The organism is Streptomyces sp. NBC_00310, from assembly GCF_036208085.1.
Classification (GTDB): Bacteria; Actinomycetota; Actinomycetes; order Streptomycetales; family Streptomycetaceae; genus Streptomyces.
Window position 1 is genome coordinate 1,977,387 of the sequence record NZ_CP130714.1, and the last position, 25,384, is coordinate 2,002,770.

Sequence of the window (25,384 nt, forward strand, 5' to 3'; positions counted from 1 at the left end):
GGGGCCCTCCCGAACGGGTCCGGCCCAGCCGGTGCGAGCAATTCACCGGGCCGCTCGGGCGACCCGTCGGACGGCTCATCGAGCAGCGGCTCACCGGGCGACCTCCCGGACCGTCTCGTCGGCCCTTACGGCGTCGAACGCGTCCCTGAGGACGGTCCGTTCGTGCTCGTCGGGGCCCGTTCCGCGGACATGGGCCACGAAGTCCTCGGCGATCTGCTGGTCGTCGCGGCCGGCGAGGCGCCGGGCGTAGGAGACGTCCGGGTCACCGGGGGCGCGCTCGGGGTCGAAGACGAGGCTGAGGGTGTGCGGGAAGCGTTCGCAGAGCCGGGCCATGGGCTCGGCGGGCCGGACCGGGTCGGTGAGCGTGGCCTCGACCCACGCCTCCTCGTGCCGGGCCTGCTCAGGGTCGACGAGCAGGTCGTCCAACCGTCCCCGGATCCGGGCGAGCGGGCGCGGTACGGGGCAGTCGATCCGCTCGGCGTCCACCGTTCCGTCGGCGCCGAGGTCCACGAGCCACATGCTCTTGCGGTGGTCGGTCTCGGAGAAGGAGTACGGCAGCGGGGAGCCGGAGTAGCGGACGCGTTCGGTGAGGGTCTGGCTGCCGTGCAGATGTCCCAGTGCCACGTAGTCGACGCCGTCGAAGACACCGGCGGGCACGGAGGAGACCCCGCCGACGGAGATGTCCCGCTCGCTGTCGCTGGGCGCGCCGCCGGTGACGAAGGCGTGGGCCAGGACGACGGAACGGGTGCCTGCCGGGCGGGTGGCCAGGTCGGTCCGTACCCGGTCCATGGCAGCGGCGAGCACCGCCTCGTGGCCCGCCTTCTCCACCCCGAACTCGTCCTTCACCAGGGCGGGTTCGAGATACGGCAGCCCGTAGAAGGCGACGTCGCCGTGGGTGTCCGGCAGGATCACCGGGGTGCCGACGGCGGAGGCGGCCGTCCGCAGATGGATGCCCGCCCGGCCGATGAGGCCGGCGCCGACGCCGAGCCGCCGCGCCGAGTCGTGGTTTCCGGAGATCATCACCGTGGGCACGTCCAGCTCGGCCAGGCGGTGCAGGGCGTCGTCGAAGAGCTCGACCGCGGCCAGCGCCGGCACCGCCCGGTCGTACACGTCCCCCGCCACGACCACCGCGTCCACGTCGCGCTCCCGCACGGTCGTGACCAGATGACCGATGAACTCGGCCTGCGCGCCGAGCATGTTCACCCGGTGGAACGCCCGACCGAGATGCCAGTCGGAGGTGTGCAGCAATCTCATGAATCCGCTCTGACCTGCACGTTTCTCCCCACGACGCCCCCATGGCCAGCATCGACCAGCACGGGCACGCCGGTCGGCACCCACCACGCTAACGCTTGTCGGCACCTGATTCACCAAGGACCTCACATCGCGACCTCGCCCCGGCCTGCGGATCGCCAGGAAAACGGCCGTGCGCTTCCCGGGACAGCCAGGGTCGACAGCCGAGTGATCGGGGGCCGCGCGACGAGCGCGACCGGGACCGGGACCGGCGCGAAGATCCCGGCCCACGGAGCGGTCGCACGGATGGCCCGCCCGGAAGTGCCCGATGGGGCCGAGCCGCTTAGCGTCGTCGTGCACAGGCCGCGTAGACCACGCAGACCACGCAGACGATGCAGACGATGCAGACGATGCAGACACCACGCCTCGGCGCGCCGAGGCGATTGAGAGGCACCTCCATGGCAGTCGTGATGACCTTCGGCTGGGGGTCGAGAGCGACCCCCAGCCGGAGTTCTTCCCGCTCCACAGACGCTTCGTCGCCCCCGGCGTCACCGGTGCCGCCTGACCCCGCGTCAGTGGACATCGCCACGTGGGTGCCCGCGCCGGTCGGCAGACCGTGCGCCGCAGCCGGGGCACCGGGCCGCCCGGCGAACACCGCGTGGACGCAGCCACCCCGCTGAGTTCCCCATGTCAGGGGACGAAGGGAAGCAGACAGCGATGACGGACGGTGGGCGTAGGCCGGACAGGGTCGGGGTGGACCGGTCCGAGGGGTTCGGCGAACGGCTGCTCGGGGTGCTGCTGGACCGCGCTCACGAGATGCCGCCGGAGTTGATCGCCCCGCTCGTCGCGGAAGAGGTGGCCAGGGTCGGAGGGCGGGATGTCTCCATCCTCCTGCAGGACTACGAACAGGTGCTCCTGGTGCCGCTGCCGGGCCGGAGACTGAAGGTCGGCGGCCCCGAGCCGGTCGAGGACTCCCCCGCCGGCGAGGCGTTCCTGAGCCGCAGAACGGTGGAGGTGCCGAAGGACGGCAGTGTGCGGATGTACCTGCCACTGCTGGACGGAAGCGACCAGATCGGGGTGATGGCCGTCACCCTGGACCGCGTCGATGACGACGACCGGCGGCTGCTGCGCAGACTCGGCGGTCTGGTCGCGGACATGATCGTCACCAAGGACGCCTACACCGACCAGTTCTTCCAGGCCCGCCGCAGCGCCCCGATGAGCGTGGCCGCGGAGATCCAGTGGTCGTTGCTGCCCCCACTGTCGATGACGATTCCGCAGGTCGAGGTGGCCGGGATCCTGGAGCCCGCCTACGACGTGGCCGGCGACAGCTTCGACTACGCCCTCAACGGCGACGTCCTGCACATGGCCATGATCGACGCGATGGGCCACGGGCTGGACGCGGCGACCATGGCGACCGTGGCCATCGGCGCCTACCGCCACACACGGCGGGCCCACACCGATCTGTCCCAGGTGTACGCGTTCATGGACAGGGCCATCAACGAGCAGTTCGGCCCCGACCACTTCGTCACCGCACAGATGATGATTCTGGACATCACCACCGGCCGACTGCAATGGGTCAACGCGGGCCACCCGGCCCCGTTCCTGATCCGGGACCGCGCCGTGGTGGACCGGCTGGAGAGCCCGACCACGCTGCCGGTCGGCTTCGGCGGTGAGGAGCCGTCGGTCAGCGAGCGGACGCTGCGCCCCGGCGACCGGTTGCTGTGCTTCACCGACGGCCTGATCGAGGAGCACCACACCGGCGGGGAACAGTTCGGAGAGGAACAGCTCATCGAATGGACCAACCGGATCCTCCGCGAGCGCACGGAGGTACGGGCGGTGGTGCGAGCACTCTCCCACGCCCTGAAACACGAACGCGGCGGCACCACGACCGACGACGCGACCATCTTCCTCATGGAGTGGCGAGGCGGCGACGCCGATCATCTGGCCGCCCTCGACTGAGCCCCGGGGCAGAATCCGCGACGACACCCATGCCGGCACCCCTGCTCTCACCTTGCCCGACCGCCCGTCTGTCGTCCTTCGGGCCCGTGGGTGCGGTTCTCGTGAGCGAGGCTGTCCGGGCGGGCAGCCGAACGTGGTCCGACGGGCAGGACCACGGCCCTCCGCAGCGCGGCACCGCCGACCGGAGGACCGTGGGATCCGCCGGCCGGCGGATCGCCCCGGCGTACCGCGACATCCGCCGTCGCTTCGACACCACCGAGCAGCGCAGCCATCCCGCGGGCCTCGACGGCGGACCCGCCTCTACCTCACCGTAGACACCACCCGCGCGGCAGAACCCGCCCGCTCGTGGCTGGAGACCGGCCGGTCCGCGAAGACCAGCCGGTCCGCGGCGACGCCCGGTCCGTTGAGGACAGCCGGTCCGCCGACGACGGCCGGTCCGTTGAGGACAGCCGGTCCGTTGAGGACAGCCGGTCCGCCGAGGACGGCCGCGTCGGCGGAAGTGAGGCGGTATCCGAGAACAACCCGCCCGGTCCCTTCGGGGAGTAGCGTGAACCCACTGGGAGCACTTCGCACACCAGCTTCGATGCCGGTGTCGTTCCCAGTGAGCGACGACACCGGGCGGCTGCCCTCGCGCAGAGGTCCGGAGACAGGTTCGCGCAATGCCCGCGACCATCCCTCACCGCCCTCTACGGCCCGTTCCTTTCCGAGCCCCGAATGCGCGCATCGCGCTGAGGACCAAGAGCCCCTCCGCAGGGCCCGCCGAGTTGGACGGCGCCTGGTGGCCCCGTTCACGGGACCTGCAGAGCGAGCTCACCGCCCTGGCGGACGTGCTGGATCCGCTGTGGGGACGGATCACCCGTATCGCGGTCAACCCCCGACACTGGCCGATCCTCCCGCCTCGGATCTTCGTCAACGGCCATGTGGTGAAGGTCGGTTGGTTCACCTCGGACCTCGATCCGCACGCGATCCTGTTGCTGTCCTACACCGCGGGCCGCTGGGACCTCCTCGTGATCCCCCCGGAGACCGGCGCCCCCTCGGCCGCCCGGCTGATGGCCGCCGCGAGTGCGGACGCCGGCCCGCCGATGACCGCGACCGCGCTCATGACGGCGGAACGGGCCCGTACCGGAAGCCCGGAGGCCGGGGAGGACGGGAGCGGCGGTGTTCTCGGGTCTCACGGCCGCGATCAGCGGCGCGCCATGGGGACATGACGACCCGTGGTCACCGCCCTGGCCGTAAGTGCGCTGCCGGATCCGGCCGTTGTCCGGCGGGGTCATGCGCCGGATCCCCGGTGTGACACACCGCAGGAAACGCATCGCCCGCCGGAGCCGGGGCGGTACAGGGCGGGTGCCCCGCGCGCACGACGGAACGACGATCACCGCCGTCTCACCATGAATCGGATGCTGAAGGGCGGATCACGGAATGCCCCCACCAGGTCACTCGCAACAGGCGACCGCGGTGGCCGGGACAGGATCGGCCAGGGCTCCGCAAGCCTGAAACAGGCCGTCGAGAAGACCAAGGACGCCTTCGGGCGGGACGGAAGCGGCACCCGATGACGTACGACCAGACTCGCGCCCAGCAGCCTGCGGACCAGACAACGGGCTCCGGCAGACGCCGTACCCCGGGCCCGGAGCCGCTGCTCCCGTCGGCCGAGCGGGACAAGATCCTCCTGCGCCTACGACGCGTCCTCAACACCTTCGCCGATACCCCGCGCGAGGCGCTGGAAGAGGCCGAGAGCGCCTACGACGCGGCCACCTCCCAGCTCGTGGGCGCCCTCGAAGGACGGCGGTGTGTCCTGCGCGCCGGGTGGCAGGACCGGGACCCCGAGACGCAGTCCGACGAGCTCCGGCAGGTGCTGAGGCAGTACCGGGAGATCACCCAACGGCTGCTCCATCTCTAGGCCGTTGCACGCGGGCCCGCGGCGCGGCGGAGCGCGGAGTAGTGTGAACAGTACCGAGAGCATTTCGCACACCGGCTTCCACGCCGGGTCGTTCTCGGCGCGAGATGAACCCCGGGCCGCCGCAGAGGCGGTCCGGAGACGGGTCCGCATCATGTCGGCGACCTTGCTCCCCACCCTGCCGCACCACGCGCCCGTCGCAGCCCCGGCCGCGCGTCTCGCGTTGAAGACCGACGGCACGTCCCGCGGACTCCTGGACGGCGCCTGGTGGCCCCGCTCCCGGGATCTGCTGGTCGAACTGCCCGCACTGCTCGATGTATTGGACCCCCTGTGGGGCCGCGTCACCCGCATCGCCGTCAACCCGACGTACTGGCCGGTCATCCCTCGCAAGGTTCCCGTGGACGGCCACATCGTCAAGGTCGGCTGGTTCACTCTGGAAATCGACCCGCACAAACTGCTGCTGCTCTCCCACGGCGCCGGCCGCTGGGACCTGCTGGTCATCCCGCCCGAGACCGGGGCGGAGTCGGCGGCCCGGCTCATGGCAGCCGCGTCCGACCACGACGGCCCGCCACTGACCGCGAGCGCGCTCATCGCCGCGGACGAGGAGCGGCACGGCGTCTCCCCGGCACACGGTGTCTCCGCGACCGACGAGCCACTGGACCCGGACGAGCCATGGGAGTACGAGGGCGGCGCCTCAACGGTCCCCGCGGCCGTTCCGGAGCAGGCCGGGCCGCCCAGTCGGACCAGTCGTCTGATCATCGGTATGTGAGGTGGTCTCCATGTACGTGTTCCTGACAGCCGTCGCCTTCGTGGTTCTCATCGCGTCGGGGGCATACGTGATCCACCGGCTCAACATCCAGCACGCCGGCAGGATCGCCGCGCACCGGTACAGCTCCGCACTGCACGGCCGCCGCGGTCGCGGCAGGCCGCGGCCCCCGGTCGGACCGGACCGGTCCGAGTCGCCGACCGGCGGCGAACGGCCGGACCACCGCGACGGAGGCCGTGGCCGCTTCCCACCAGGCCGGAGCCGTACCCCTCACCCCCGGTGACCAGCCGGTTTCCTCTTTCCTCCATGAACCCCGCGCACGGATCGCCGACTCGGCTCGTACCGCCGTGTGCGCCCCACCGCGCACCGGCTCCGATCGCGCGCTCCTGTGAGGGGCCGGGCCGGAACCGACTTCCGCAGAGCTGAACTGTTCGGCTCCATCATGCGGGCCACCTGCTGGAGCGGGTTACGGAGTGCCATGCTCGGGCGGCCGTCATGAGTACTCACGTCCAAGCGCCGTGCGGCGCCCCGGACATACACGTGCCACTTCGCTTCCCCACCGTCCGCATCCTGGGATCGGGCCGCTTCGGACCGTCCGTCACACGACGCGAGGACTACTCTGGTGGGGAGACGCCCGAGACCCCGGCGGCATGTTGCTGAACACAGATGGCTGCGGGGTGCGGGCTCTTCGTCTGTCACCCGGCGCATCCCTGGAGGGAACCGGGTGGGTCCTCTGTACTGCTACTGCTACTGCCGTACTGCGGCACTGCTACCGCTCTACTGCGGGGCAGGCTGCCGGACCGACCGTCGCTCTGCCTCCGCCGCACATCGCCCCTGCCGTGAGCGCGCTGAGGGAACCGGGACTCCGGCACCCGCGCGTCCGCTGCCGGACGGCCTTCCGAACGGAGGCGTCATGTCCCTGCCACAGCTGACCGTCTACCGCCATGACCGAAGGACACGGGCGCTGATCACCCTGGCCGGTGAGATCGACCTCGCCTCCGCACCTTTGGTGCGCGATTCCCTGGCTCGGTGCCTGCGAGACGGTATCCGCACCATCGACGTCGACCTCACCCCAGCCACCTTCTGCGACTGCAGCGGGCTCAGCACATTCCTCCACGCCGCGCGTCAGACCACCGTGGCCGGCGGGACCCTGCGGCTGCACCACCCGCCGGCGATGCTGGCTCGGATTCTCGACCTCGCCGGCTGCGAGTTCCTGGTCCTCGGTCTTCCGGCCGCCCACCTGCCACCTCCTCGCGGACTCGGTGATACGCCGGCCATGCCCCGTCCAGCCCCGCCGCACCGCTCTGTCCCGCGTGCGCCCGCTCTCTCGGGCGATGTGCGATGACGGCCGACCCCGGGCGGGGGCAGTCACGGAAACCGAAGGACGGCGAGCCATCCGCCACGGCTCCGGTGCGGTTGCGCCGACTGAACCGTTGGCTGGTGGAGAGCCTGCGTGAGGATCTGGTGGATCTGTACGGGGAGTCCCGCGCGGCCGCGCCGGGTGATCCGTACCGCCTTCCCAGCCGTCAGAACTTCTCGGACCGTCTCACCACGGACATGCGCCGACCGGGTTTCGCCCTGGTGATCGCCGAGACGGACAGCCTGATGGGCTGCGCCTTCGGATTCCCGGTGGGCGGCGACGGCTCCTGGTGGCTCGGCTTCGAAGGAACACTGCCGCGCGGCGTCGGCCGACTCACGGTGTCCGGCGGCGTCTTCGCGTTCGCCGGCATCGTGATCCGGCCGCACCCGCAGGACCGGGGGATCGCCCGCCGTGTGCAGGAGCGGTTGCTGACCGACCGCCAGGCATCACTCGGCGCCACCCTGGTGGACCAGGCCGATCGCCCGACCCTCGCCGCGCTCCACTCCTGGGGGTGGCTGGACATCGGGGAGCTTCGCAGGCCACTGGGTGCCACCACGTTCCGCGCGCTGGTGTATCCCCTCGGGGAACGCGCCACGGCGCGGCTGGAGGGACTTGTCACGCTGCCTGGAGGCGGTGGCCCGGGTGGGACCTGACAGGCGATCGGCCCGCATCCGGCTGCTGGTGGCGGAGCAGGCGGTCCGACGAGGTGCCCGGGTCGGTGTCGTGGACGTGTGCACCGCGGCCGTGGCCGCGCTGCCGGTCGGCGGAGCCGGGCTGTCGGCGATGTCCCGGACCGCGGCGAGCCATCCGTTGTGCAGCACCGACGACATCAGTGAGCAGTTGGAAGAGCTCCAGCTCACGCTGGGCGAGGGGCCCTGCGTGGACGCCTTTGTACGCGGCTCGGCCGTCCTGACACCCGATCTGCTCACCGCCGCACTTCAGGATCACTGGACCGCGTTCGCCGATTCGGCCCTGGAGGCCGGAGCCCGCGCGATGTTCTCGCTCCCCTTGCACAAGGGCACGATCAGCCCGGGAGTTCTGGACCTGTACGTCGGCATTCCGACCGTACTGACCACGGAGGAACTGGCCGACGCACTGGCCTTCGCCGATCTCGCGACACTGCTCCTGCTCGACACAAGGATCGACGAGACGGGCGCACCCACCGACCGATCGATGCCGGAGCGCGGCTTCGAGGATCTGGGCGCGTACCGAGCGGAGATCGACCAGGCCAGCGGGATGCTCACGGTCCAGCTCGGAGTCGGCATCGAGGAAGCCTTCGTCCGGCTCCGCGCCTACGCCTATACGCGGGGACGCCGGCTCGCCGACGTGGCCGCGGACGTGGTGGCCCGTCGGCTTCGTTTCTCACCGGACACGGAGCCGGAGCAGTCCGATGAGGAAATCTGACGTATCGGTGCCGGCCGAGGAACGTGCCGTCCTTCCCGCCCCTTCAGGTCGGGACCAGTCTCAATCGAGGGTGCCCACCATGGATCAACAACTTCTGGCCAAGACCTTCGTCGAGCTGGCCGACAACCTGGTCGCCGACTTCGACCTCATCGATTTCCTGCGCCTGCTGACCGACCGCTGCGTCGGCATGCTCGACGCGAGCGCCGCCGGGGTGCTGCTCGCCGACCAGGACGGCGGACTCCGCGTCATGGCCGCCTCCGACGAACAGGTGCGCCTGCTGGAGCTCTTCCAGCTTCAGAACGACGAAGGCCCCTGCCTCGACTGCTTCCGCACCAACACACCGGTGATCATCCACGACCTGACCCGGGAGATCGACCGCTGGCCACGCTTCGTCACCGCGGCCCACCGCAGCGGCTTCGGGGCAGTCCAGGCCCTGCCCATGCGCCTGCGGGACGAGACCGTGGGCGCCCTGAACCTCTTCCGCGCCGCCCCCGGCCCCTTCGATCCGACCGCCACACTCGTCGCCCAGGCGCTGGCGGACGTCGCCACCATCAGCCTGCTGCAACAACGCACCACTCAGCGCAGCACAGTGCTCAACGAGCAGCTGCAGACGGCGCTGAACAGCCGGGTGCTGATCGAACAGGCCAAGGGGAAGCTCGCCGAACGCCAGGGCATCGACATGGAGCAGGCGTTCAGCGCGCTCCGCGGCTACGCCCGCGCCCACAACCGGCGCCTGGCCGACGTGGCCCGCGCCCTCATCGACAGCTCCGAACCCCTCGTCGGCCTGGAGTCCTGACCCACACCCCTCGCGGGGCCCTGGGCCAGTCGCCGCTCCCCGGCGCGAAGCAGTGGTCAGACGGAACGGACGGTGAACCACTGGACCGGTGTTTGGGGGCCACGACGCGGGCTACACAACAGATACGTCCGACGGCCGTCCTGGACGAAGGCACCGGAGAGTTGAGCCTACAGCTCCCGGTGCCGTCCGCTGGGCACGTACGCCGTCATCTCCGGTCCGCCGCGTGGAAGCGCCGCAGTGCTCGGCGCAGCTCCCGCCGTATCGGTTCCGGGAGCGTCCGGCCCTTCGTCGTGGCGACCAGAGCCGCAGCCACGTCCCGGAGCTTGATGTTGCAGTGCTGCGACACGCCCACCAGCAGGTCCCAGGCGTTCTCACTGGAACACGGCGCCAGCGCCATCACCATGCCGCGCGCCTGGTCGATCACCGCACGGCTCGCCATCGCACGGCCCAACTGCTGGTTCGTGGCGCGCAGTTCGACGACCTCGGCCAACAGAGCCGCATCCCCCGCTGACGGGACAGTCCTCAACAAGCGCTGTTCCACACGGGGCGGGGTCACCTGGTGCATGGTTCGTACCTCACAGAGCAGCCATCCCGTCCATAGGTGGTCAGCGACGCGCCAGTTGCCGCTCTCCGGCCGCACCGGGCTTGTAGGCCAGCTCGTAGTGCTTGAAGATCGCTTCCTCCTGCTCGGCGGGCAGCACGTCGTCGGTGCCGATCGAAGGGGCCTGCTTCACCAGCGTTCTGGCATAGCCGACCCGGAGATAGCCCGGTCCGACGATCGCGTTCTCGATGGGGACGAAGACCAGACGGTGCCGGGTGGGCAGTCCCGTCCGTACCGTGGCCATGGCCGGCTCATCGGTGGTGGTGTCCACATAGACCGCCTCAAGGACACCGATCTTGCGCGACTCGGCGTCAACGACATCACGGTTGCGCCATTCTCGGACGTCGGCTGCGTGAATCATGGTCTCTCCCTACCTGGACGAACCAGCTGCCTGGGGAGCGTGAGTCGCGCCCTTGGCCTTGTGCGTGCCGGCCACCGCACGGGTCACCCGCGGCGTTCGCGATCCCGGCGGTCCTCGCGCCTCCAGCGCGCCCGGTGCTGACGGCTGTAGCGGCGGTCCCAACGTTCCTGACGATTCCGGCGCTCCTGGTAGTCCCGGTAGTCCCCGAGATCGGAACCACCGCTACTGCTCCGGCCTCCGCCTCGATCGCGGCCGTGGCGGGTGGTGCCGTAGACCAACACCGCAGCGGCCACCCACCAGATGGGATCGAGGAAGCCGAAGCCGAACAGGACCGCGATGAGGACGAGGAGCAGGACGAACACGGTGGGCCTCCCCGGGAGCAGGACACGGCATCGATACCGGGGACTGGGGCCTCACCTCACAGCGTAGCCCTGCTCAAGGGTTGCGGATACCGTGCGACGTCAGCGCGTCCTGCCTTGCGCGGATGGCTGCTTGACACCTGTCGGGGAACTCCCGCAAGCGCTAGCGTGCGACATGCCGCCCCTGCCCCCGGCAGCGTCGCACCGCCAACGCGCTCTCCAGGGGGCGCCCCTGCACATCGGTGCCGGAACCCACCGCGTCACGCGCGAGGCCGTTCCCGTACGCCTCCTTCGCCATGTGGTCCTGGCGCGCTGTCGATGTGCTCCACAGCGGGCACGGCTCTGCTGCCCGCCGCGTCGCACATGTCCCGCAGGCGGTACCCATGTACGCGCTGATCCTCTCCGCTTCGACCCCCTTCGTGCTACTGGCCGCCGTGATGGCCCTGTCCTGGTGGGAGGACCGCATCCTGCCGACGCCGCCGGCCGTGCCGGCCGAAGCCCTCACCGAGGCTCCGCCCACCCCGGCGATCCCTCCCCGGCTCCCAGAACTCCTCCGTACCGAGCCCGCGTTGACACGGGACGGTGCCGGGCGTTGACTGGCGGCATGGCGTAGGGCTGTGCCATCCGGATCGTTCGGCCGCAGCATTCCGCCTTCCCGCTTCGCCCGGACCCCGCGGAACCAAGGAATTCCTCGCGCTCCGGAGGCCCCGCGATGTTCTGGATTCTTCTCCTTCTGCTGATCCTGGTGGTCTTCGGGTTCGGATTCACCATGCAGGCCCTGTGGTGGGGCGCGGCCGTCCTGCTGGCTCTCTGGATCGTCGGCTTCATCGTGCGCGGACGCAGCGACGTCAGGCGCCGCCACAGCCGTGGCCGCAGGTGATCCGCTCCACGTCCTGTCCCCGAGGCCCACCAGTTCGTGAAGCAATGGGCCGCTGTCCAGGAGCAGTTCACCGAAGCACCGCAGCAGGCCGGCACCGATGGACGCCGGGTCACGCGTCCCCGTACGCCTCTCCCCCGAGTTCGAAACCGGCGGTGCCCGCGGTGGCGTCGGCGAGCCAGGAGCGGAAGGCGTCCACGTCGGCGTCGGGCAGTCCGATCTCGATGGTGACGGCCTCGCCGTAGCGCACGTCACGGACCTCGCGTCCGGTGGACCGCAGGTCGTTCTGCACCTTCCCGGCGCGCTGGTGGTCGACGGTCACCGTGGCCAGCCGGAAACGTCGGCGCGTGATGCCGCCGAGCGCGTCGAGCGCCTCGCCCACGGCACCGCCGTACGCCCTGATGAGGCCGCCCGCGCCCAGCTTGACCCCGCCGTAGTACCGGGTGACGACGGCGACGACGTACCGCATGTCCCGTCGCAGCAGCATCTGCAGCATGGGGACGCCGGCGGTGCCGCCGGGTTCCCCGTCGTCGCTCGCCCGCTGGACGGCCGCGTCGGCACCGATGACGTACGCGAAGCAGTTGTGTGTGGCGTCGGCGTGCTCCTTGCGGACGGCCGCGACGAAGTCCTGGGCCTCCTGCTCGGTGGCCACGGGGGCGAGCGCGCACAGGAACCGGGAGCGGTTGACCTCGGTCTCGTGCACGCCGGCGCGGGCGACGGTGCGGTACTCGTCCTGCATTCGGCCAGCCTATGCGCAGGCCGGCGCGCGCCCGTGCCGGGGCGTCGCCCGGGGACCGGTTGCCGGTCAGGCCTTCTTCTTCCCCCTGGCCACGATCATGTCCGTCAGCAGTGCCGTGCCCGGGGCGAGCGAGGCCCAGGTCCGGCCGTGCCAGGAGAGAAAGGCGATCGCCGAGGTGGGGAACTTGGTCCGTACGTCGTCCAGCACGTCGTCGAGGGCGTCCCCGGCCAGGTCCAGGACCAGTTCCTCCAGGCCGGGGTTGTGGCCGACGAGCAGCAGCGTCCGCACATGGTCGGGGGCCCCGCGCACCACGTCCAGCAACTCCGGCACCTCGGCCGCGTAGACCCGCCCGTCATGCTGCACGGGCGGCGGCGTCCCCCACTGCGCGGAGGCCAGCTCCCAGGTCTGCCGCGCCCGTACGGCCGTGGAGCACACGGCCAAATCGGGCAGGCAGTCCGCCTCGGCGAGGGCCCGCCCGGCGGCGGGGGCGTCACGGCGCCCGCGTGGCGCCAGGGGCCGTTCGTGGTCGGGGACGCCCGCGGGCCAGGCGGACTTGGCGTGCCGCAGGACGACGAGTCTGCGCAGGGGGCCTGCTCCGGCGCGCGCCATCATGCCGATGCTCCGATCTCCCGGGTGAGCTCCAGGCCGAGGAGCCGGTCCGCGTAGGCGTAGGTCTCGAATCGCGCGCCGTCCGGCACGTCCTGCGCCCCCGCCACGTCCCGCAGCACGTCGAGCACCGCGAGTACGTCGACATCATCCTCCCAGGCGTCGCGCAGGGCCTGCCGTACGGGCTCGGGGATCGGCCTCGACGGCCGCGTCGCCCAGGCCGCCACGGCCCGGCGCCAGCGGTCGAGCGTGTCGGCGGCCTCGGTGAGGGTGATGGCATCGAGGGTCACGGGGGTCCGGCGGGGGCGGGTGAGGAGAGCGAGCCGGAGGACGGTCCCCGTCGTGGCCGGCTCCTCGGGCCCGGTCACCGGGGCGACCTCGACCCTGACGTCGGTGTCGGAGCGGCCGGGACCTGTGCCGGAACCTGCGGCGGGACCTGTGGCGTCACCACCGCCGCCGGCGCCGTCGGCACCGCCGCCCATCGACTCACCCGAGCCGATCACATGCAGCACCCGCCGCCCTCCCCTCGTCGCGGTCGCCTCGCTCGGCCGGATGCCGAGGTCGTCGGCGCGCTCCCGCAGCGCGGCGGGCGGGTCGGCGACGAGGAGGACGGGGCTCCCGCCCAGTTCCAGGACGCGGGCGAGGACATCGGCGACCAGCAGGACACGCAGGGCCGAGGGGTCGTCCCCCGACACATGGGCATGGACCCTGGTGAGCGCCCTGCGGATCTCGGCGGGCTGGCCGGTCCGGGCGTCGGTGATACGCAGCACGGCCTGAGCGTAGGCGCGGGAACGGCCGAACGCAGTGCGGAGGACGATATTCCGGACGTCGAGCCGTATCGCTCGCACGAGAGCCGGGTCCGCTCGCACGAGAGCCCGGGGTCCGCACGCACGAGAGCCGGGGCCCGCACGCACGAGAGCCCGGGGTCCGCACGCACGAGAGCCGGGGCCCGCACGCACGACGGCCCGGGTCCCAGGACCCGGGAATCGCCGGGCACCGCCCGCTGTTGCCGCAGGCAGGCCCCGCTCGTGGGTGCTCCCACACGGACAGAGGAGACGGCACATGTACGGCGACCCCGCCACGGTCCGCAAGATCCTGACGGAACTCGGGGACACCTGGGCCGTCGTCGGCCTGTCCACCAACCGCGACCGCGCGGCGTACGGCGTCGCGGAGGTCCTCCAGCGCTACGGCAAGCGGGTCGTGCCGGTGCACCCCAAGGCCGAGACGGTCCACGGCGAGCAGGGCTACGCCTCCCTCTCCGACATCCCCTTCCCCGTGGACGTCGTCGACGTCTTCGTCAACAGCGACCTCGCCGGGCCCGTCGCCGACGAGGCCGTCCGCATCGGCGCGGACGCGGTCTGGTTCCAGCTGGGAGTGATCGACGAGGAGGCGTACGACCGGACCCGCGAGGCCGGGCTGGACATGATCATGGACCGCTGCCCGGCGATCGAGATCCCGCGGCTGGGCTGAGCGGCCCGGGGGTCCGAAGATCCAGGGGTCCTGGCGTTCAGGGATCCGACGCCTCCCCGGGGCGGGACCTTCCGAGACGGGCGACCATGCCGTACCGGACCACGGTGGTGCCCGGTGTCTCAGTCGTGGGGGACGACCGCCACCGGCACCCCCGCGTGATGGAGCACCGCGTGCGCGACCGGCCCGATGTGCGCCCCCAACCGTGCATGACGGACGCGCCGCCCGACGACGACCAGGGAGGCGTCCCGGGACGCCTCCAGCAGATGGTCCGCCGCCTTCCCCCGCCGTGACTCCTCCACCGCCTCGACGGACGGATACTCCAGCCGCCAGGGACGCAGTGCGTCACTCAGCCCGGCGGCATCGGCACGCCCCAGGCCGGCATCGAGATCGGCCTCCAGACCGGGCCGCTCCCGCAGGCCGGAGTGGGGCGGGGGGCTCCAGTCGTGAAGGATGCGCACCGTGGTCTCCCGCAGCGCGGCGGCCTCGAACGCGAACCGGATCAGCGTGGGGTCCGGGTGCGCGAGGTCCAGGCCGAGCACGACGGGCCGGAAGGGCGTCGCGGTGGCCGGAGCGTCGGCCGGCCCCGGCGCGTGCTCGTCGGCCGCCTGTTCCCCGGCCCGCACGAGGACGACCGGCCGCTCGGTGTGCGCGACCACGTGCAGCCCCACGGAACCGAGAAGAAAGCCGGCGATCCCACTCAGCCCACGGGAGCCGAGGACCAGCAGTTCAGCCTCGGGAGCCGCCTTCACCAGCTCCTCCGTCGCCCGCCCGGTCAACTGCTCGACACCGACGTCGACGCCTGGGTGGCGCAGCCGGATCCCGTCGGCCGCCTCCCTCAGGACCTTCCCGGCGCCCGGCCCACGATCCGCGCCCCCTCCCCGCCCCTGCTCCGCCTCCGGCGCCTCCTGGGCCTCCCGCCGGTCCGCTCCCCTCTCGGTACCCAGCACCGGCGCCCGCCCCATCGGCTCGGGAACCAGCTCCCAGACGTTGACCAGCCGCAGCGGCAGCGCGCGGAGCCGTGCCTCCCGGGCCGCCCACTCCGCGGCGGCCAGGCTCTCGCGCGAACCGTCGATACCCACGGTGACGGTGCGGAACATGGGGCGCACCTCCTGAGGTCGAGGCCTGTTTCCAGCATCGCCGCAGGGCGGCCGATCCGCAGGGGCCAGAATCGGACCATGCTGAGAATCGGATCCGTGGTGATGGGCGCGTCCGACGTACGGCGGGCCGCCGCGTTCTGGACGAAGGCCCTCGGGTACGTCCCGCGCGAGGAGCCGGAGGACGACTGGGTCGTGCTGGTGCATCCGCGGGGCACCGGCGCCCAGCTCTCCCTCGGCCGCAGCGAGACCCCGGTGCAGGAGCGTCCCCGGGTGCATCTGGACCTCTACGCGGGGAACGCGGAGGAACAGGCGGCCGAGGTCGAGCGGCTGCTGGACCTGGGCGCGACCCGCGTCGACTGGGACGACTACCCGGAGGGCGCCGACTTCGTCGTGCTCGCCGACCCGGAGGGCAACCGCTTCTGCGTGATCGACACCGCCCCGGAATGACCTCGGCAGCCGCGGGAGCGACCACCGCACCCGGCCTGCGCGCCAACACCCCTCGCACAACCCCTCGCCCCGCTCGCACCACCCTTCACACCGGCAGCAACCGCGTCACCAGTTCCCCCAGCCGCCGCGCGTTCCGGCAGGCGTGCATCTCGACGATCTCGGCATAGACATGGGCCGCGGAGTCGCCCGTCGCCCACTGGCTCGGCGGCTCGGGGTTCAGCCAGTGGACGCGGCGGGCGCGGGCCACGATCCGCCGCAGGGCCTCCGCGTCGGGGTCGAACCCGTTGGTGCGGGCGTCACCGAGCACGATCACCGACGTACGGGGGCCCACGGCGTCGAGGTGGCGCTCGGCGAACTCGCCGAGCGCGGCTCCGTAGTCGCTGCTGCCGTGCCAACCGGTGATCGCGGCCTCGGTGGCGATCCGGCGGCCGAGTTCGGCGGGGTCGGCCTCCCCGGTGGTGACGAGGCGGGTGACCTCGTCGACACGGTTGACGAACGCGTAGACCCGCACCTTGCTGAACTGGTCCCGCATCGCCTGCACCAGGAGCATCGTGAAGTTCGCGAACCCGGCGACCGACCCGGACACGTCGCACAACAGCACGATCTCCGGGCGCGCGGGCCGATGCCGCCGATAGGCGGGGCGCAGGGGCACCCCACCCGTGGACAGCGAACGCCGTAGCGTGCGCCGGATGTCGATCTGGCCGCGCGCGGCCCTGCGCCGCCGGGCGGCCAGCCGGGTCGCGAGCTTACGGGCCAACGGCTGGACGGTACGGCGTAGTTCGACGAGCTGCTCGCGGCTCGCGATGAGGAAGTCCACCTGGTCGGCGCTCGGCGCGATACCCCGCTCGGCGATCATCTCCGCTCCCCGGCGCTCGGCGACCCGCCGCCGCGCCTCCGTACGCACCCGGTTCCGGAAGTCCTCGATACGACGCCGGATCTCATCGGCGTCCAGCCGATCGGTGAACCCACCCGACCCGAGACCGGAGCCGGGGGCGGAACCGGATCCCGAGCCCACACCCCTTCCCTGGCCGAACGTGAACCCGCCACCGAATCCCATACGGAACCCGCCACCGGCCCCCGCGCCGGACGTGCCACCCGCCCCGCTCGCCCCCGGTGCCCCCTGCGACGCGGCCAGGATCCGTGCCAGCAGCGTCTGCGGCCGGAGCCGGTCCAGCGTCTGATGGGCCGACCAGCCGTCCGAACCGGGGGAGCCGTAGCGGCCGAGCAGGTCCACGGCCTCGCCGGCGAGTCGGCCGAGCGCGGCCGTGTCGTTCGCGGCCAGCGCCTCGGCAAGCCGGTCGCGCAGCTCGTCCCGGTCCCCGGCCGAGGCATCCCGCGCGCCCGTCAACTCCCCCACGCCGAGCGGGAAGTACAGCTCGAAGGCGGCGTCGAACACGGCGCGCTGCCGGTCGGCGCGCAGCAGGGCTGCCGCCAGCCCCTCCCGGATCCGCTCCCGGTCGGCGAGGCCCAGCACTTCGAGCACGGCCGCCGCGTCCACGGTCTCGCCGGGCCCGATCCGTATGCCGTGGCCGCGCAACGCCCGTACGAACGCGGTCAGCCGCTCGGTCAGCGCGGAGCCCGGAGCCGTGCCCGCGCCTCCGGCACCGGCGCTCATACCAGCGTCAGCTTCCGCGCGGCCTTCTCGATGTCGTCCTGGTGCTTGAGGATCACGCCCAGGCTGTCCCGTACGACGGTCTCGTCGAGGGTGTCGGCGCCGAGGGCCAGCAGGGTGCGTGCCCAGTCGATGGTCTCGGCGACGGAGGGGGCCTTGCGCAGCTCCATCTCGCGCAGCGCGCCGACCACACGGACCAGGGAGTCCGAGAGGGTGCCGTCCAGGCCCGGGACCCTGAGCCGTACGATCCGGCGCTCCAACTCGGCGTCGGGGAAGTCGAGATGGAGGAAGAGGCAGCGGCGGCGCAGGGCCTCGGACAGCTCCCGGGTGGCGTTGGAGGTGAGGACCGTGAAGGGGCGCCGGGTGGCGGTGATCGTGCCCATCTCCGGGACGGTGACCTGGAAGTCGCTGAGCACCTCCAGCAGGAGCCCTTCCACCTCGACGTCCGCCTTGTCGGTCTCGTCGATGAGGAGCACGGTCGGCTCGTCGCCCCGGATGGCGGTCAGCAGAGGACGGGTGAGCAGGAACTCGTCGCTGAAGATGTCGGTGCGGGTGTCGTCCCAGGCCTCGTCGCGCCCGGCGGTGATGCGCAGCAGCTGCTTGGCGTGGTTCCACTCGTACAGGGCGCGGGACTCGTCGATGCCCTCGTAGCACTGGAGGCGGACCAGGCGGGCGGCGCCGACCCGGGCGACGGCCTTGGCCAGCTCGGTCTTGCCGACGCCCGCCGGGCCTTCCACCAGCAGGGGCTTGCCGAGCCGGTCGGCCAGGAAGACGGTGGTGGCGACGGCGGTGGAGGCCAGGTAGCCCGCTTCGGCGAGCCGCGCGGAGACGTCGTCCACGGAGGAGAAGAAGCCGGTGCCGGTGATGTCCTGCCGCCCGTTCCCACCGTTCTCGTCGGTCATGTGACCCTCCCCCTCACGTGGCGTGCGAGGCCGCTCCCCGGCACGTGCGCTCCAAGTTACCAAGCGGTCGCTTTTGCCGTCTCGGTCGAGCGTCCCGGATCTACTCCACGACCAGCCGCTCGACCAGGTCCCCCCACCCCAGCTCCAGCCGGTCCAGCGACATCCCCCGCCGCCCCACCAGATGGTCGACGAGACTGATGTCCAGATAGCCCAGCAGGGTCTGCGCCAGCAGTTCGACGTCGCCCCCCGTCCCGGCACGGCGCAGCAGCATGCACAGGTGGCCGAGGCGAAGCTGGTTGGCCGGGCTGGTGTGGCGGCGGGAGACGTCCGTGTGGGCGGCGAGGTAGAGGTCGCGGTGGGCGTACTCGTGCCGGATGACGGCGGCGCCGAAGGCCCGGAGACGCTCGACGGATGGCGCGTCGGGGCCGAGGGGCGGCGGGCCGGTCAGGAACGCGGCCTGCAGCTCCCGCTCGTGATGGTCGAGCAGCGCGAGCATGAGCCCGAACCGGTCACCGAAGCGCCGGAAGACGGTGCCCTTGCCCACCTCGGCGGCGGTGGCCACGGCCTCCATGGTCAGATTCGCGGCCCCGCACTCCGCCGCCAGCCGGGCGGCGACCTCCAGCAGCCGGGTGCGGTTGCGGGCCGCGTCCGCACGCAGGCGCGGCTGGTCGGAGGTGGTGGGTGCGAGGCTCAGCAGCCCGTCGAGGGGGTCGGGTTCCTGAGGCGCCGGGAGGGGCGGCAGCGACTCTTTCATGAAGGGAGCGTAACGCTCGCCACAGACAAGTGGACCCCGGTCCGGATAGGTGCTACAAATTTCAACGGACCCCGGTCCGCTTAGCTTTTCCCCGTGCACATCCTTGCTAGGAGTCAGCTCATGTCCGTACGCATCCTCGCGCTCGTCGGCAGCCTTCGCGCCGGTTCGCACAACCGCCAGCTCGCCGAGGCCGCCGTGAAGTACGCCCCCCAGGGCGTCGAGATCGAGCTGTACGAGGGCCTGGCCGAGATCCCCTTCTACAACGAGGACCTCGACACCGAGGCCGCCCTCCCGGCCACCGCCGCACGGCTGCGCGAGACCGCCGGCCAGGTCGACGGCTTCCTGCTCTTCTCCCCCGAGTACAACGGCACCATCCCCGCCGTCCTGAAGAACGCCATCGACTGGCTGTCCCGCCCGTACGGCGCCGGCTCCTTCACCGGCAAGCCGGTCGCCGTGGTCGGCACCGCGTTCGGCCAGTTCGGCGGCGTGTGGGCGCAGGACGAGACCCGCAAGGCCCTCGGCGTCGCCGGTGCCACGGTCCTGGAGGACGCCAAGCTCTCCATCCCCAGCTCCGTCATCCGCTTCGCCGAGACCCACCCGGCCGACGACGCCGAGGTCGTCACCGGTCTCACCGAGGTCCTGAACCAGCTCAGCGCCCGGGCGGGCACCGCCGCCGCCTGATCCGGCCCCAGCCGCACATCGCCGGCCTCCAGCCGCACGTCGCCGGGTTCCGGGTCATGCGCCCGGGGCCGGCGTCGGCGTCCCGGCGCCGGGGTCCGCCCGTCAGGCGACTCCCAGACCCTCCAGCACCACCGCGTTCGGCAGTTCCGCGAACGCCTTCCCCGGCACCAGCAGCTTGCCGCGCCGCCGTCCACTGCCGACCAGGACGTACGGCAGGTCGATCACGGCCGAGTCCACCAGGACCGGCCACGACGCGGGCAGCCCGACGGGGGTGATGCCGCCGTACTCCATCCCGGTCTCCCCGGTGGCGGTGTCCATCGACGCGAACGAGGCCTTGCGGGCACCGAGTTGGCGGCGGACCACGCCGTTGACGTCGACGCGGGTGGTGGAGAGCACGACACACGCGGCCAGGCTCGACCCGCCGCCCCGCTTGCCCGCGACGACCACACAGTTCGCGGACCGTTCGAGCAGTTCCTGCCCGTAGTGCTGGACGAACACCGCGGTGTCGGCCCACCGCGGGTCCGTCTCGACGTACAGGATCTGGTCGGCGGGCACGCTGCCGGGCCAGCCGCGTACGGCGTCGGCGACCGGGCCGACCAGGTCGTCGAGGCAGTCGGGGGCAGGGGTGGCGTGGTCGAAGTCTCCGATGGGTGCGCGCATGGGCCGCACGGTAACAAAGCCCGCGGACGGCCGGACCGGGGTCTCAGTGCACGGCCGGCACCGACACCGTCAGCACCATCTCCGTCGGCACGTCACCCCGATTGGCGTACTCGTGCGCCGCGTTGGCCTCGAAGGTGACGCTCGCTCCGGCCGGGACCCGGTACTCCGCGCCCTCGACGGTGAGGGTCAGCTCGCCCGCCGTGACATGGGCGATCTCGACCGTGCCCGCCGGGTGCGGGTCCGACCGGCTGCCCTCCCCCGGCATCAGCCGCCAGTTCCACATCTCCAGCGGGCCGGGCGCCTCCGTACCGGCCAGCAGCTTGCTGTAGCTGCCCGCCTCGGTGTGCCACAGCCGGACCACCTGCTCGGCCGGGACGACCCGGACCCTGGGCCCCTGTTCGTAGTCGAGCAGCGTGGTGATGCTGACACCGAGGGCATCACCGATCTTGACGACCGTGCCGAGGCTGGGGTTGGTGCGGGCCTGCTCGATCTGGATGAGCATGCCGCGACTGACTCCGGCACGGGCCGCCAGGGTGTCCAGGGTGAACCCTCGCTCGGTGCGCCAGCGCTTGACGTTCCGCGCCAGAGACTGGGTCAGCAGGTCGAGATCCGACACATTCCGTCCAATATTCTCAATGAAAGAGTTCAACGCGGTGAACTACGGTGTCATGGACTCCAGGTTCACCGAACTGTACTGCGAGGCCGACCGCGCCCCAGGAGGCGCGGGGGCGTGACCGGCCGCGGAGGACCCGCACCCGCCGCCGCACCAGGGCGCCGAGCTCCTATGCGGACTCCCCGGCCCCCTCGGCGTCCCACTCGGCCAGCGCCATCAACTGCTCCGGCGTGACCCCGTCGGGTATCGGCACCGGTGCGGGCGTCCGGATCGGCGGCTGCCACCCCTCGGCCGGATCCCACCGCCGCACGACCCGCGCGGGCGCCCCGGCCACCACCGAGTGGTCCGGAACCACCCCCCGCACCACCGCGCCCGCGGCGACCACCACGTTCCGCCCCAGCCGCGCACCGGGCAGAATCACCGCCCCCGTACCGATCCAGCACCCCGGCCCGATCGACACCGGATCCATACGCGGCCACTGCTTGCCGATCGGCTCGTGCGGGTCGTCGTACGAGTGGTTCGTGGACGTCACGTAGACATACGGCCCGAAGTAGCAGTCGCTGCCGATCGTGACGGTGGTGTCGGCGATGACATGGCTGCCCCGCCCGAGGACGACACCGTCACCGATGCGCAGGATCGGTTCCGCACCGAGGTCCAGATCGGGCATCAGCCCGGCGGTCAGGGTGACCTGCTCGCCGATGATGCAGTGGGAGCCCAGATGGATCCACGGCTCACCGAAGACCGTGCCGAGCGGAAAGGCCAGCCTGGTACCCGTTCCCATCGCGCCGAAGCGGAAGCGGCCGGGCCGCTCGGCCGTCACCGAACCCGTGCGCTGCAGCCACGCCCAGCCCGCATGGACGGCGCGCTGCACGAGGCGGCCCCGCCGGGACGAGAACGTGTTCTTGCTCTTCGGCACCCGCTCACCGTACTCACCGGGCGGCACACGCATGGCGTCGTACGGCTGTGATCTTCACCCCACGCGACGCCCACCCCATGGCTTACGGTGCGGGTGAGGAATGATCCACTCGGCCGTCACGGCCACCACGCACCACGCTCACCACCAGGAGGCGGCGATGAACCGGCAGCGGGCCCTGATCACGACGTTCGGCGGCAGGAAGCCGGATGTGGAGGAGGCCGCGTTCGTCTCCCCCACGTCGGTGGTGATCGGCGACGTGACGCTGCGGCCGGGGTCGAGTGTCTGGTACGGAGCGGTGCTGCGGGCCGAGTTCGAGCCGATCGTCATCGGCGCGGACGCCAACGTCCAGGACAACTGCACGTTGCACGTCGACCCGGGTTTCCCCGTCTCGATCGGCGAGCGGGTCTCGATCGGGCACAACGCGGTGGTGCACGGGGCGACCGTCGAGGACGACTGTCTGATCGGGATGGGGGCGACCGTCCTGAACGGCGCGGTGATCGGGGCGGGTTCCCTGGTGGCCGCTCAGGCGCTGGTGCCTCAGGGGATGCGGGTGCCGCCCGGGTCGCTGGTGGCGGGGGTTCCGGCGAAGGTGAAGCGTCCGCTCACCGATGAGGAGCGCGACATGGTCACGTTGAACGGGACTCACTACGCGGAACTGGCGAAGGCGCACCGGACAGCGCAGGAGGAGTACGGCGTGTAGCGGTCCGCCGGTCGTGCGCGGCCGGTCGCGTCGGGCGGCGGAGCCGCACAGCGGCACGGCCCCGCACCTCTCAGACGTCCCTCAGGCGTCCCTCAGGCGCCCCTCAGGCGTCGGCGGCGGTGACCAGTTCCCCCTCGGTCTCCTCCGCCTTCTCCGCCGCCTTCTTCGCCTTGCGCTTGATCACGAGCATCGAGCCGACGCCGATCAGGACGGCCAGGACCAGGCCCAGCCAGGAGAAGCGCTTGAGCCAGGCCTCGGCGACGACGCCGACGTAGTAGATGACGGCGGTGGTGCCGCCGGCCCAGAGGATGCCGCCGAGGACGTTGGCCACGAGGAAGCGCCAGTACGGCATCTGGAGGACGCCGGCGAGGGGGCCGGCGAAGATGCGGAGAAGGGCGATGAAGCGGCCGAAGAAGACGGCCCACATGCCCCACCGGTCGAAGGAGCGCTCGGCGACGGCGATGTTGCTCTCGCTGAAGTGTTTGGGGAACCTTCGGTTGAGCTTGGCCAGCAGGGGGCGTCCGCCCTTGCGGCCGATGGCGTAGCCGATGGAGTCGCCGATGATCGCGCCGGCGGTGGCGCACGCGCCGAGGACGAACGGGTCGATCTCACCGTGCTGGGAGGCGAGCAGCGCGGAGGAGACCAGGATGATCTCGCCGGGCAGCGGGATACCCAGGCTCTCCAGGCCGATGACCAGCCCCACCAGCAGGTAGATGCTGAGCGGGGGCACTGTTTCTAGCCACTCCTGCACGTGCAAAGCCGGTTCCTCCCGTGTAGCGGATCAAGGGCCCCCGGCGTGCGGTCACGACAGAGCGCACGCCGGGGAAGCGTACCCGCTTACTCGGACGGCGACGGAGTCCTACAGGTTGTCCCACAGTCGGCATCGATGCTCACCGTGCACGGTCGTGCTCAGCGCGTTGCCGCCCTCTGCCGCGGTCCGGAAGGTGAGGACTTCCCGTCCCCCCGCCGGGATCGTGGGCTGGCCCGCGGCCCTCGGCACCCCCTCGCGGATGAAGGAACCCCAGTAGTCCGTCATCTGGCGGGACAGCCTGCGCTGCTCGGCGTTCAGCGGGGTCTCCAGGCCGAAGTGGCGGAAGAGGTACTGCACCTCGTTGACGTGGGTCGCGCCGAAGTCGAAGTCCGTGTCCAGGTCGCGGAGCGAGGCGAAGGGCGGGGAGGTGCGGTCGGCGAACTCGTACGCGTACACCGGTCCACGTCCGGCGAGGACCTGGTTCAGCCGCAGCGCGGGGCAGGCGAAACGCTGGTCGCCCTGGGCGGTGGCGTACGCGAGGGTCGGCGAGGCATGGGCGGACAGGGGGTAGCGGGCCAGGGCGCGGTCGCCGAAGTCGGTCCGCATGACGGTGGGGTACTGCTCGGCGGTGAGCGGGGCGCCGGAACCGTCGAAGCGGCCGAAGGCGAAGAGGCGGCCCTCGTCCTGGTTGGCGCCGTTGAGGACGGGCACGCCGGCCGCCGCCCCCTCGGCGTACGCCTCCGCCGGCTGTACGGGCAGGAAGGCGCCGCCGACGACGGGGCCCCAGTTCAGCCCGGCCTGGGCGGCGAGGATCTCTTCGGCCGGTCTGCCGCGCAGACAGGCCACGTCCGCGCAGTCCAGCCTGGCGAGGAAGGTCCGGCCCTGGGCCACCGCCGCCTGCGGGGTACGGGCCGCGCAGTCGCCGTACGCGCCGCTCTGCACGATCCCGGCGCGGAAGAGGCCCTTCGCGGTCGGCGAGGCCAGCTGGGTGCAGACCGAGCGGCCACCGGCGGACTCGCCCGCGACGGTGACCCGGCCCGGATCGCCGCCGAAGCGGCCGATGTTGGACCGTACCCAGCGGAGGGCGGCCTGCTGGTCGAGCATCCCGAAGTTGCCGGAGACCCCGTCGCGCGACTCGTCGTCGAGCTCGGACGTGGCGAGGAAACCCATGGCGCCGAGGCGGTAGTTGACGGTCACGACGACGGTGCCGGTGCGGCGGGCGAAGGCGTCCGGCACGACGTCCTCCCCGGCGCCCGCGGTGAGCCCGCCGCCGTGCAGCCAGACCATCACCGGTCGGCGTGAACCGCTCTGCGGGGCGTACACGTTGAGGTCGAGGCAGTCCTCGGTGTGGCTCGGCTGTTCGTAGCCGGGGTCCCAACTCGCGCTCTGCACGCATCTGTCGCCGAACTCGCCCGCCTCACGGACCCCTTGCCAGGGCCGGACGGGCCGGGGCTCGGTCCAGCGGAGGTCTCCCACGGGTGGCTGGGCATAGGGGATGCCGAGGAACTGCCGCCCCTCGGCGGTGGCGTCGCCCCGGACCCAGCCGGAGTCGGTGCGGACGAGGGTCGGCCGCGGGGTCGCCGCCTGCGCGGGGGCGGGGGCCAGCAGGGCGGCGGCGAGGGCCGTCGCCGCCAGGCCCAGTCTCCTCGGGCCCGAGCCCGGCCGTCCGGGGCGGATGGCGCCGAAACGCCGGGACACGGTCTCTGGCATGAGCCGTCACTCCTTCGTGCAGGCCGTCGTGGTGGACGTCGTGCGCGCGTGTCGGCGGGGAAACTAGGGCCGGAGGTGACTCGTGTCAATGACGTGAACAAGACACCCCCGCCACTCTC

Annotated in this window: 31 protein-coding genes; 15 read left to right on the plus strand and 16 right to left on the minus strand. The window is 71.8% G+C overall.

The features are described 5' to 3' along the window. Positions 1–90: 90 nt before the first annotated feature. On the minus strand, positions 91–1,254 hold the full coding sequence (locus OG202_RS08680) for an exonuclease SbcCD subunit D (RefSeq protein WP_327730713.1): 1,164 nt from the start codon (positions 1,252–1,254) through the stop codon (positions 91–93). Between the two features lie 693 nt (positions 1,255–1,947). On the opposite strand from OG202_RS08680, the gene OG202_RS08685 reads away from it, so the two are divergent. From OG202_RS08685 to OG202_RS08725, 9 genes are all read left to right on the plus strand, one after another. Continuing rightward, positions 1,948–3,189: a PP2C family protein-serine/threonine phosphatase gene (locus tag OG202_RS08685; RefSeq protein ID WP_328222566.1), complete on the plus strand. Its 1,242-nt coding sequence runs from the start codon at positions 1,948–1,950 to the stop codon at positions 3,187–3,189. A gap of 101 nt (positions 3,190–3,290) precedes the next feature. Continuing rightward, positions 3,291–3,503: a hypothetical protein gene (locus OG202_RS08690; RefSeq protein ID WP_327730711.1), complete on the plus strand. Its 213-nt coding sequence runs from the start codon at positions 3,291–3,293 to the stop codon at positions 3,501–3,503. 345 nt (positions 3,504–3,848) lie between these two features. Continuing rightward, positions 3,849–4,397, plus strand: a complete 549-nt coding sequence (locus OG202_RS08695; RefSeq protein WP_326584284.1) for a DUF5994 family protein — start codon at positions 3,849–3,851, stop codon at positions 4,395–4,397. Positions 4,398–4,738: 341 nt separating this feature from the next. Then, on the plus strand, positions 4,739–5,086 hold the full coding sequence (locus OG202_RS08700) for a hypothetical protein (RefSeq protein ID WP_328222567.1): 348 nt from the start codon (positions 4,739–4,741) through the stop codon (positions 5,084–5,086). 43 nt (positions 5,087–5,129) lie between these two features. Beyond that, positions 5,130–5,852: a DUF5994 family protein gene (locus OG202_RS08705; protein ID WP_327730709.1), complete on the plus strand. Its 723-nt coding sequence runs from the start codon at positions 5,130–5,132 to the stop codon at positions 5,850–5,852. Positions 5,853–6,762: 910 nt separating this feature from the next. Then, positions 6,763–7,194, plus strand: a complete 432-nt coding sequence (locus OG202_RS08710) for an STAS domain-containing protein (RefSeq protein WP_327730708.1) — start codon at positions 6,763–6,765, stop codon at positions 7,192–7,194. Between the two features lie 95 nt (positions 7,195–7,289). Further along, on the plus strand, positions 7,290–7,862 hold the full coding sequence (locus tag OG202_RS08715; protein WP_326584283.1) for a hypothetical protein: 573 nt from the start codon (positions 7,290–7,292) through the stop codon (positions 7,860–7,862). Then, positions 7,852–8,613: an ANTAR domain-containing protein gene (locus tag OG202_RS08720; RefSeq protein ID WP_327730707.1), complete on the plus strand. Its 762-nt coding sequence runs from the start codon at positions 7,852–7,854 to the stop codon at positions 8,611–8,613. The genes OG202_RS08715 and OG202_RS08720 overlap by 11 nt, the downstream gene beginning before the upstream one ends. A gap of 79 nt (positions 8,614–8,692) precedes the next feature. Further along, the gene (locus OG202_RS08725; protein WP_327730706.1) at positions 8,693–9,409 is read left to right on the plus strand and encodes a GAF and ANTAR domain-containing protein; all 717 of its coding nucleotides are present in this window, start codon (positions 8,693–8,695) and stop codon (positions 9,407–9,409) included. Between the two features lie 205 nt (positions 9,410–9,614). Here OG202_RS08725 and OG202_RS08730 read toward each other — a convergent pair whose 3' ends face one another. The 3 genes from OG202_RS08730 to OG202_RS08740 form a co-directional block, all read right to left on the minus strand. After that, a complete protein-coding gene (locus OG202_RS08730; protein WP_326584280.1) occupies positions 9,615–9,899 on the minus strand; it encodes an ANTAR domain-containing protein in 285 nt (94 codons plus the stop codon). Between the two features lie 115 nt (positions 9,900–10,014). Continuing rightward, a complete protein-coding gene (locus OG202_RS08735; protein ID WP_327730705.1) occupies positions 10,015–10,371 on the minus strand; it encodes a PRC-barrel domain-containing protein in 357 nt (118 codons plus the stop codon). Between the two features lie 83 nt (positions 10,372–10,454). Then, positions 10,455–10,733, minus strand: coding sequence for a hypothetical protein (locus OG202_RS08740; RefSeq protein ID WP_326584279.1), 279 nt, complete (start codon positions 10,731–10,733; stop codon positions 10,455–10,457). Positions 10,734–11,113: 380 nt separating this feature from the next. On the opposite strand from OG202_RS08740, the gene OG202_RS08745 reads away from it, so the two are divergent. Then, the gene (locus OG202_RS08745) at positions 11,114–11,326 is read left to right on the plus strand and encodes a hypothetical protein (RefSeq protein WP_326584278.1); all 213 of its coding nucleotides are present in this window, start codon (positions 11,114–11,116) and stop codon (positions 11,324–11,326) included. Between the two features lie 116 nt (positions 11,327–11,442). Next, entirely contained in the window at positions 11,443–11,610 is a 168-nt protein-coding gene (locus OG202_RS08750; RefSeq protein ID WP_326584277.1) for a hydrophobic protein, read from the plus strand. A gap of 109 nt (positions 11,611–11,719) precedes the next feature. Here the strand turns inward: OG202_RS08750 and OG202_RS08755 are convergent, their stop codons facing one another. The 3 genes from OG202_RS08755 to OG202_RS08765 all read right to left on the minus strand — a co-directional run bounded on the left by OG202_RS08755 (position 11,720) and on the right by OG202_RS08765 (position 13,722). Next, a complete protein-coding gene (locus OG202_RS08755) occupies positions 11,720–12,346 on the minus strand; it encodes a YigZ family protein (protein ID WP_327730704.1) in 627 nt (208 codons plus the stop codon). A 66-nt stretch (positions 12,347–12,412) separates the two neighbouring features. Further along, positions 12,413–12,958, minus strand: a complete 546-nt coding sequence (locus OG202_RS08760) for a SixA phosphatase family protein (protein WP_327730703.1) — start codon at positions 12,956–12,958, stop codon at positions 12,413–12,415. Then, positions 12,955–13,722 (minus strand): hypothetical protein, encoded by a 768-nt coding sequence (locus OG202_RS08765; protein ID WP_327730702.1) that lies wholly within the window; start codon positions 13,720–13,722, stop codon positions 12,955–12,957. Before OG202_RS08765 ends, OG202_RS08760 begins: the two co-directional genes overlap by 4 nt. Positions 13,723–14,014: 292 nt before the next feature. Here OG202_RS08765 and OG202_RS08770 point away from each other — a divergent pair, with 292 nt between their 5' ends. Continuing rightward, positions 14,015–14,422, plus strand: a complete 408-nt coding sequence (locus tag OG202_RS08770) for a CoA-binding protein (RefSeq protein WP_327730701.1) — start codon at positions 14,015–14,017, stop codon at positions 14,420–14,422. 119 nt (positions 14,423–14,541) lie between these two features. Here OG202_RS08770 and OG202_RS08775 read toward each other — a convergent pair whose 3' ends face one another. After that, a complete protein-coding gene (locus OG202_RS08775) occupies positions 14,542–15,519 on the minus strand; it encodes a universal stress protein (protein WP_327730700.1) in 978 nt (325 codons plus the stop codon). Positions 15,520–15,597: 78 nt separating this feature from the next. On the opposite strand from OG202_RS08775, the gene OG202_RS08780 reads away from it, so the two are divergent. Continuing rightward, positions 15,598–15,966, plus strand: a complete 369-nt coding sequence (locus OG202_RS08780) for a VOC family protein (protein ID WP_327730699.1) — start codon at positions 15,598–15,600, stop codon at positions 15,964–15,966. 85 nt (positions 15,967–16,051) lie between these two features. On the opposite strand, the gene OG202_RS08785 is transcribed toward OG202_RS08780, so the two are convergent. From OG202_RS08785 to OG202_RS08795, 3 genes are all read right to left on the minus strand, one after another. Further along, complete coding sequence (locus OG202_RS08785; protein ID WP_327730698.1) at positions 16,052–17,581, minus strand: VWA domain-containing protein; 1,530 nt, start codon at positions 17,579–17,581, stop codon at positions 16,052–16,054. Then, positions 17,578–18,480 carry an AAA family ATPase gene (locus OG202_RS08790; RefSeq protein ID WP_328222568.1) on the minus strand — a complete coding sequence of 301 codons (903 nt, stop codon included), beginning with the start codon at positions 18,478–18,480 and terminating at the stop codon, positions 17,578–17,580. Before OG202_RS08790 ends, OG202_RS08785 begins: the two co-directional genes overlap by 4 nt. Before the next feature lie 100 nt (positions 18,481–18,580). Then, a complete protein-coding gene (locus OG202_RS08795; RefSeq protein ID WP_328222569.1) occupies positions 18,581–19,234 on the minus strand; it encodes a TetR/AcrR family transcriptional regulator in 654 nt (217 codons plus the stop codon). Positions 19,235–19,354: 120 nt separating this feature from the next. Between OG202_RS08795 and OG202_RS08800 the strand changes: the two genes are divergently transcribed. Next, positions 19,355–19,915, plus strand: coding sequence for an NAD(P)H-dependent oxidoreductase (locus tag OG202_RS08800; protein WP_326584267.1), 561 nt, complete (start codon positions 19,355–19,357; stop codon positions 19,913–19,915). A 102-nt stretch (positions 19,916–20,017) separates the two neighbouring features. Here OG202_RS08800 and OG202_RS08805 read toward each other — a convergent pair whose 3' ends face one another. From OG202_RS08805 to OG202_RS08815, 3 genes are all read right to left on the minus strand, one after another. Then, positions 20,018–20,575, minus strand: coding sequence for a YbaK/EbsC family protein (locus tag OG202_RS08805; RefSeq protein ID WP_327730697.1), 558 nt, complete (start codon positions 20,573–20,575; stop codon positions 20,018–20,020). Positions 20,576–20,618: 43 nt separating this feature from the next. Continuing rightward, entirely contained in the window at positions 20,619–21,191 is a 573-nt protein-coding gene (locus OG202_RS08810; RefSeq protein ID WP_326584265.1) for a helix-turn-helix domain-containing protein, read from the minus strand. Positions 21,192–21,357: 166 nt separating this feature from the next. Further along, positions 21,358–22,137 carry an acyltransferase gene (locus tag OG202_RS08815; RefSeq protein ID WP_327730696.1) on the minus strand — a complete coding sequence of 260 codons (780 nt, stop codon included), beginning with the start codon at positions 22,135–22,137 and terminating at the stop codon, positions 21,358–21,360. A 124-nt stretch (positions 22,138–22,261) separates the two neighbouring features. On the opposite strand from OG202_RS08815, the gene OG202_RS08820 reads away from it, so the two are divergent. Further along, positions 22,262–22,804, plus strand: a complete 543-nt coding sequence (locus tag OG202_RS08820; RefSeq protein ID WP_326585917.1) for a gamma carbonic anhydrase family protein — start codon at positions 22,262–22,264, stop codon at positions 22,802–22,804. 103 nt (positions 22,805–22,907) lie between these two features. Here OG202_RS08820 and OG202_RS08825 read toward each other — a convergent pair whose 3' ends face one another. Then, entirely contained in the window at positions 22,908–23,561 is a 654-nt protein-coding gene (locus tag OG202_RS08825; protein ID WP_326584263.1) for a DedA family protein, read from the minus strand. A gap of 102 nt (positions 23,562–23,663) precedes the next feature. Next, a complete protein-coding gene (locus OG202_RS08830; RefSeq protein ID WP_327730695.1) occupies positions 23,664–25,265 on the minus strand; it encodes a carboxylesterase/lipase family protein in 1,602 nt (533 codons plus the stop codon). Positions 25,266–25,384: the final 119 nt, after the last annotated feature.

Excerpts from the sequence above, each read along its gene's own strand:
- OG202_RS08680 (WP_327730713.1), bottom strand. The coding sequence starts at position 1,254 with ATGAGATTGCTGCACACCTCCGACTGGCATCTCGGTCGGGCGTTCCAC.
- OG202_RS08685 (WP_328222566.1), top strand. The coding sequence starts at position 1,948 with ATGACGGACGGTGGGCGTAGGCCGGACAGGGTCGGGGTGGACCGGTCC.
- OG202_RS08695 (WP_326584284.1), top strand. The coding sequence starts at position 3,849 with ATGCCCGCGACCATCCCTCACCGCCCTCTACGGCCCGTTCCTTTCCGA.
- OG202_RS08700 (WP_328222567.1), top strand. The coding sequence starts at position 4,739 with ATGACGTACGACCAGACTCGCGCCCAGCAGCCTGCGGACCAGACAACG.
- OG202_RS08710 (WP_327730708.1), top strand. The coding sequence starts at position 6,763 with ATGTCCCTGCCACAGCTGACCGTCTACCGCCATGACCGAAGGACACGG.
- OG202_RS08725 (WP_327730706.1), top strand. The coding sequence starts at position 8,693 with ATGGATCAACAACTTCTGGCCAAGACCTTCGTCGAGCTGGCCGACAAC.
- OG202_RS08735 (WP_327730705.1), bottom strand. The coding sequence starts at position 10,371 with ATGATTCACGCAGCCGACGTCCGAGAATGGCGCAACCGTGATGTCGTT.
- OG202_RS08745 (WP_326584278.1), top strand. The coding sequence starts at position 11,114 with ATGTACGCGCTGATCCTCTCCGCTTCGACCCCCTTCGTGCTACTGGCC.
- OG202_RS08750 (WP_326584277.1), top strand. The coding sequence starts at position 11,443 with ATGTTCTGGATTCTTCTCCTTCTGCTGATCCTGGTGGTCTTCGGGTTC.
- OG202_RS08755 (WP_327730704.1), bottom strand. The coding sequence starts at position 12,346 with ATGCAGGACGAGTACCGCACCGTCGCCCGCGCCGGCGTGCACGAGACC.
- OG202_RS08760 (WP_327730703.1), bottom strand. The coding sequence starts at position 12,958 with ATGATGGCGCGCGCCGGAGCAGGCCCCCTGCGCAGACTCGTCGTCCTG.
- OG202_RS08770 (WP_327730701.1), top strand. The coding sequence starts at position 14,015 with ATGTACGGCGACCCCGCCACGGTCCGCAAGATCCTGACGGAACTCGGG.
- OG202_RS08775 (WP_327730700.1), bottom strand. The coding sequence starts at position 15,519 with ATGTTCCGCACCGTCACCGTGGGTATCGACGGTTCGCGCGAGAGCCTG.
- OG202_RS08780 (WP_327730699.1), top strand. The coding sequence starts at position 15,598 with ATGCTGAGAATCGGATCCGTGGTGATGGGCGCGTCCGACGTACGGCGG.
- OG202_RS08785 (WP_327730698.1), bottom strand. The coding sequence starts at position 17,581 with ATGAGCGCCGGTGCCGGAGGCGCGGGCACGGCTCCGGGCTCCGCGCTG.
- OG202_RS08790 (WP_328222568.1), bottom strand. The coding sequence starts at position 18,480 with ATGACCGACGAGAACGGTGGGAACGGGCGGCAGGACATCACCGGCACC.
- OG202_RS08795 (WP_328222569.1), bottom strand. The coding sequence starts at position 19,234 with ATGAAAGAGTCGCTGCCGCCCCTCCCGGCGCCTCAGGAACCCGACCCC.
- OG202_RS08800 (WP_326584267.1), top strand. The coding sequence starts at position 19,355 with ATGTCCGTACGCATCCTCGCGCTCGTCGGCAGCCTTCGCGCCGGTTCG.
- OG202_RS08805 (WP_327730697.1), bottom strand. The coding sequence starts at position 20,575 with ATGCGCGCACCCATCGGAGACTTCGACCACGCCACCCCTGCCCCCGAC.
- OG202_RS08815 (WP_327730696.1), bottom strand. The coding sequence starts at position 22,137 with ATGCGTGTGCCGCCCGGTGAGTACGGTGAGCGGGTGCCGAAGAGCAAG.
- OG202_RS08820 (WP_326585917.1), top strand. The coding sequence starts at position 22,262 with ATGAACCGGCAGCGGGCCCTGATCACGACGTTCGGCGGCAGGAAGCCG.
- OG202_RS08830 (WP_327730695.1), bottom strand. The coding sequence starts at position 25,265 with ATGCCAGAGACCGTGTCCCGGCGTTTCGGCGCCATCCGCCCCGGACGG.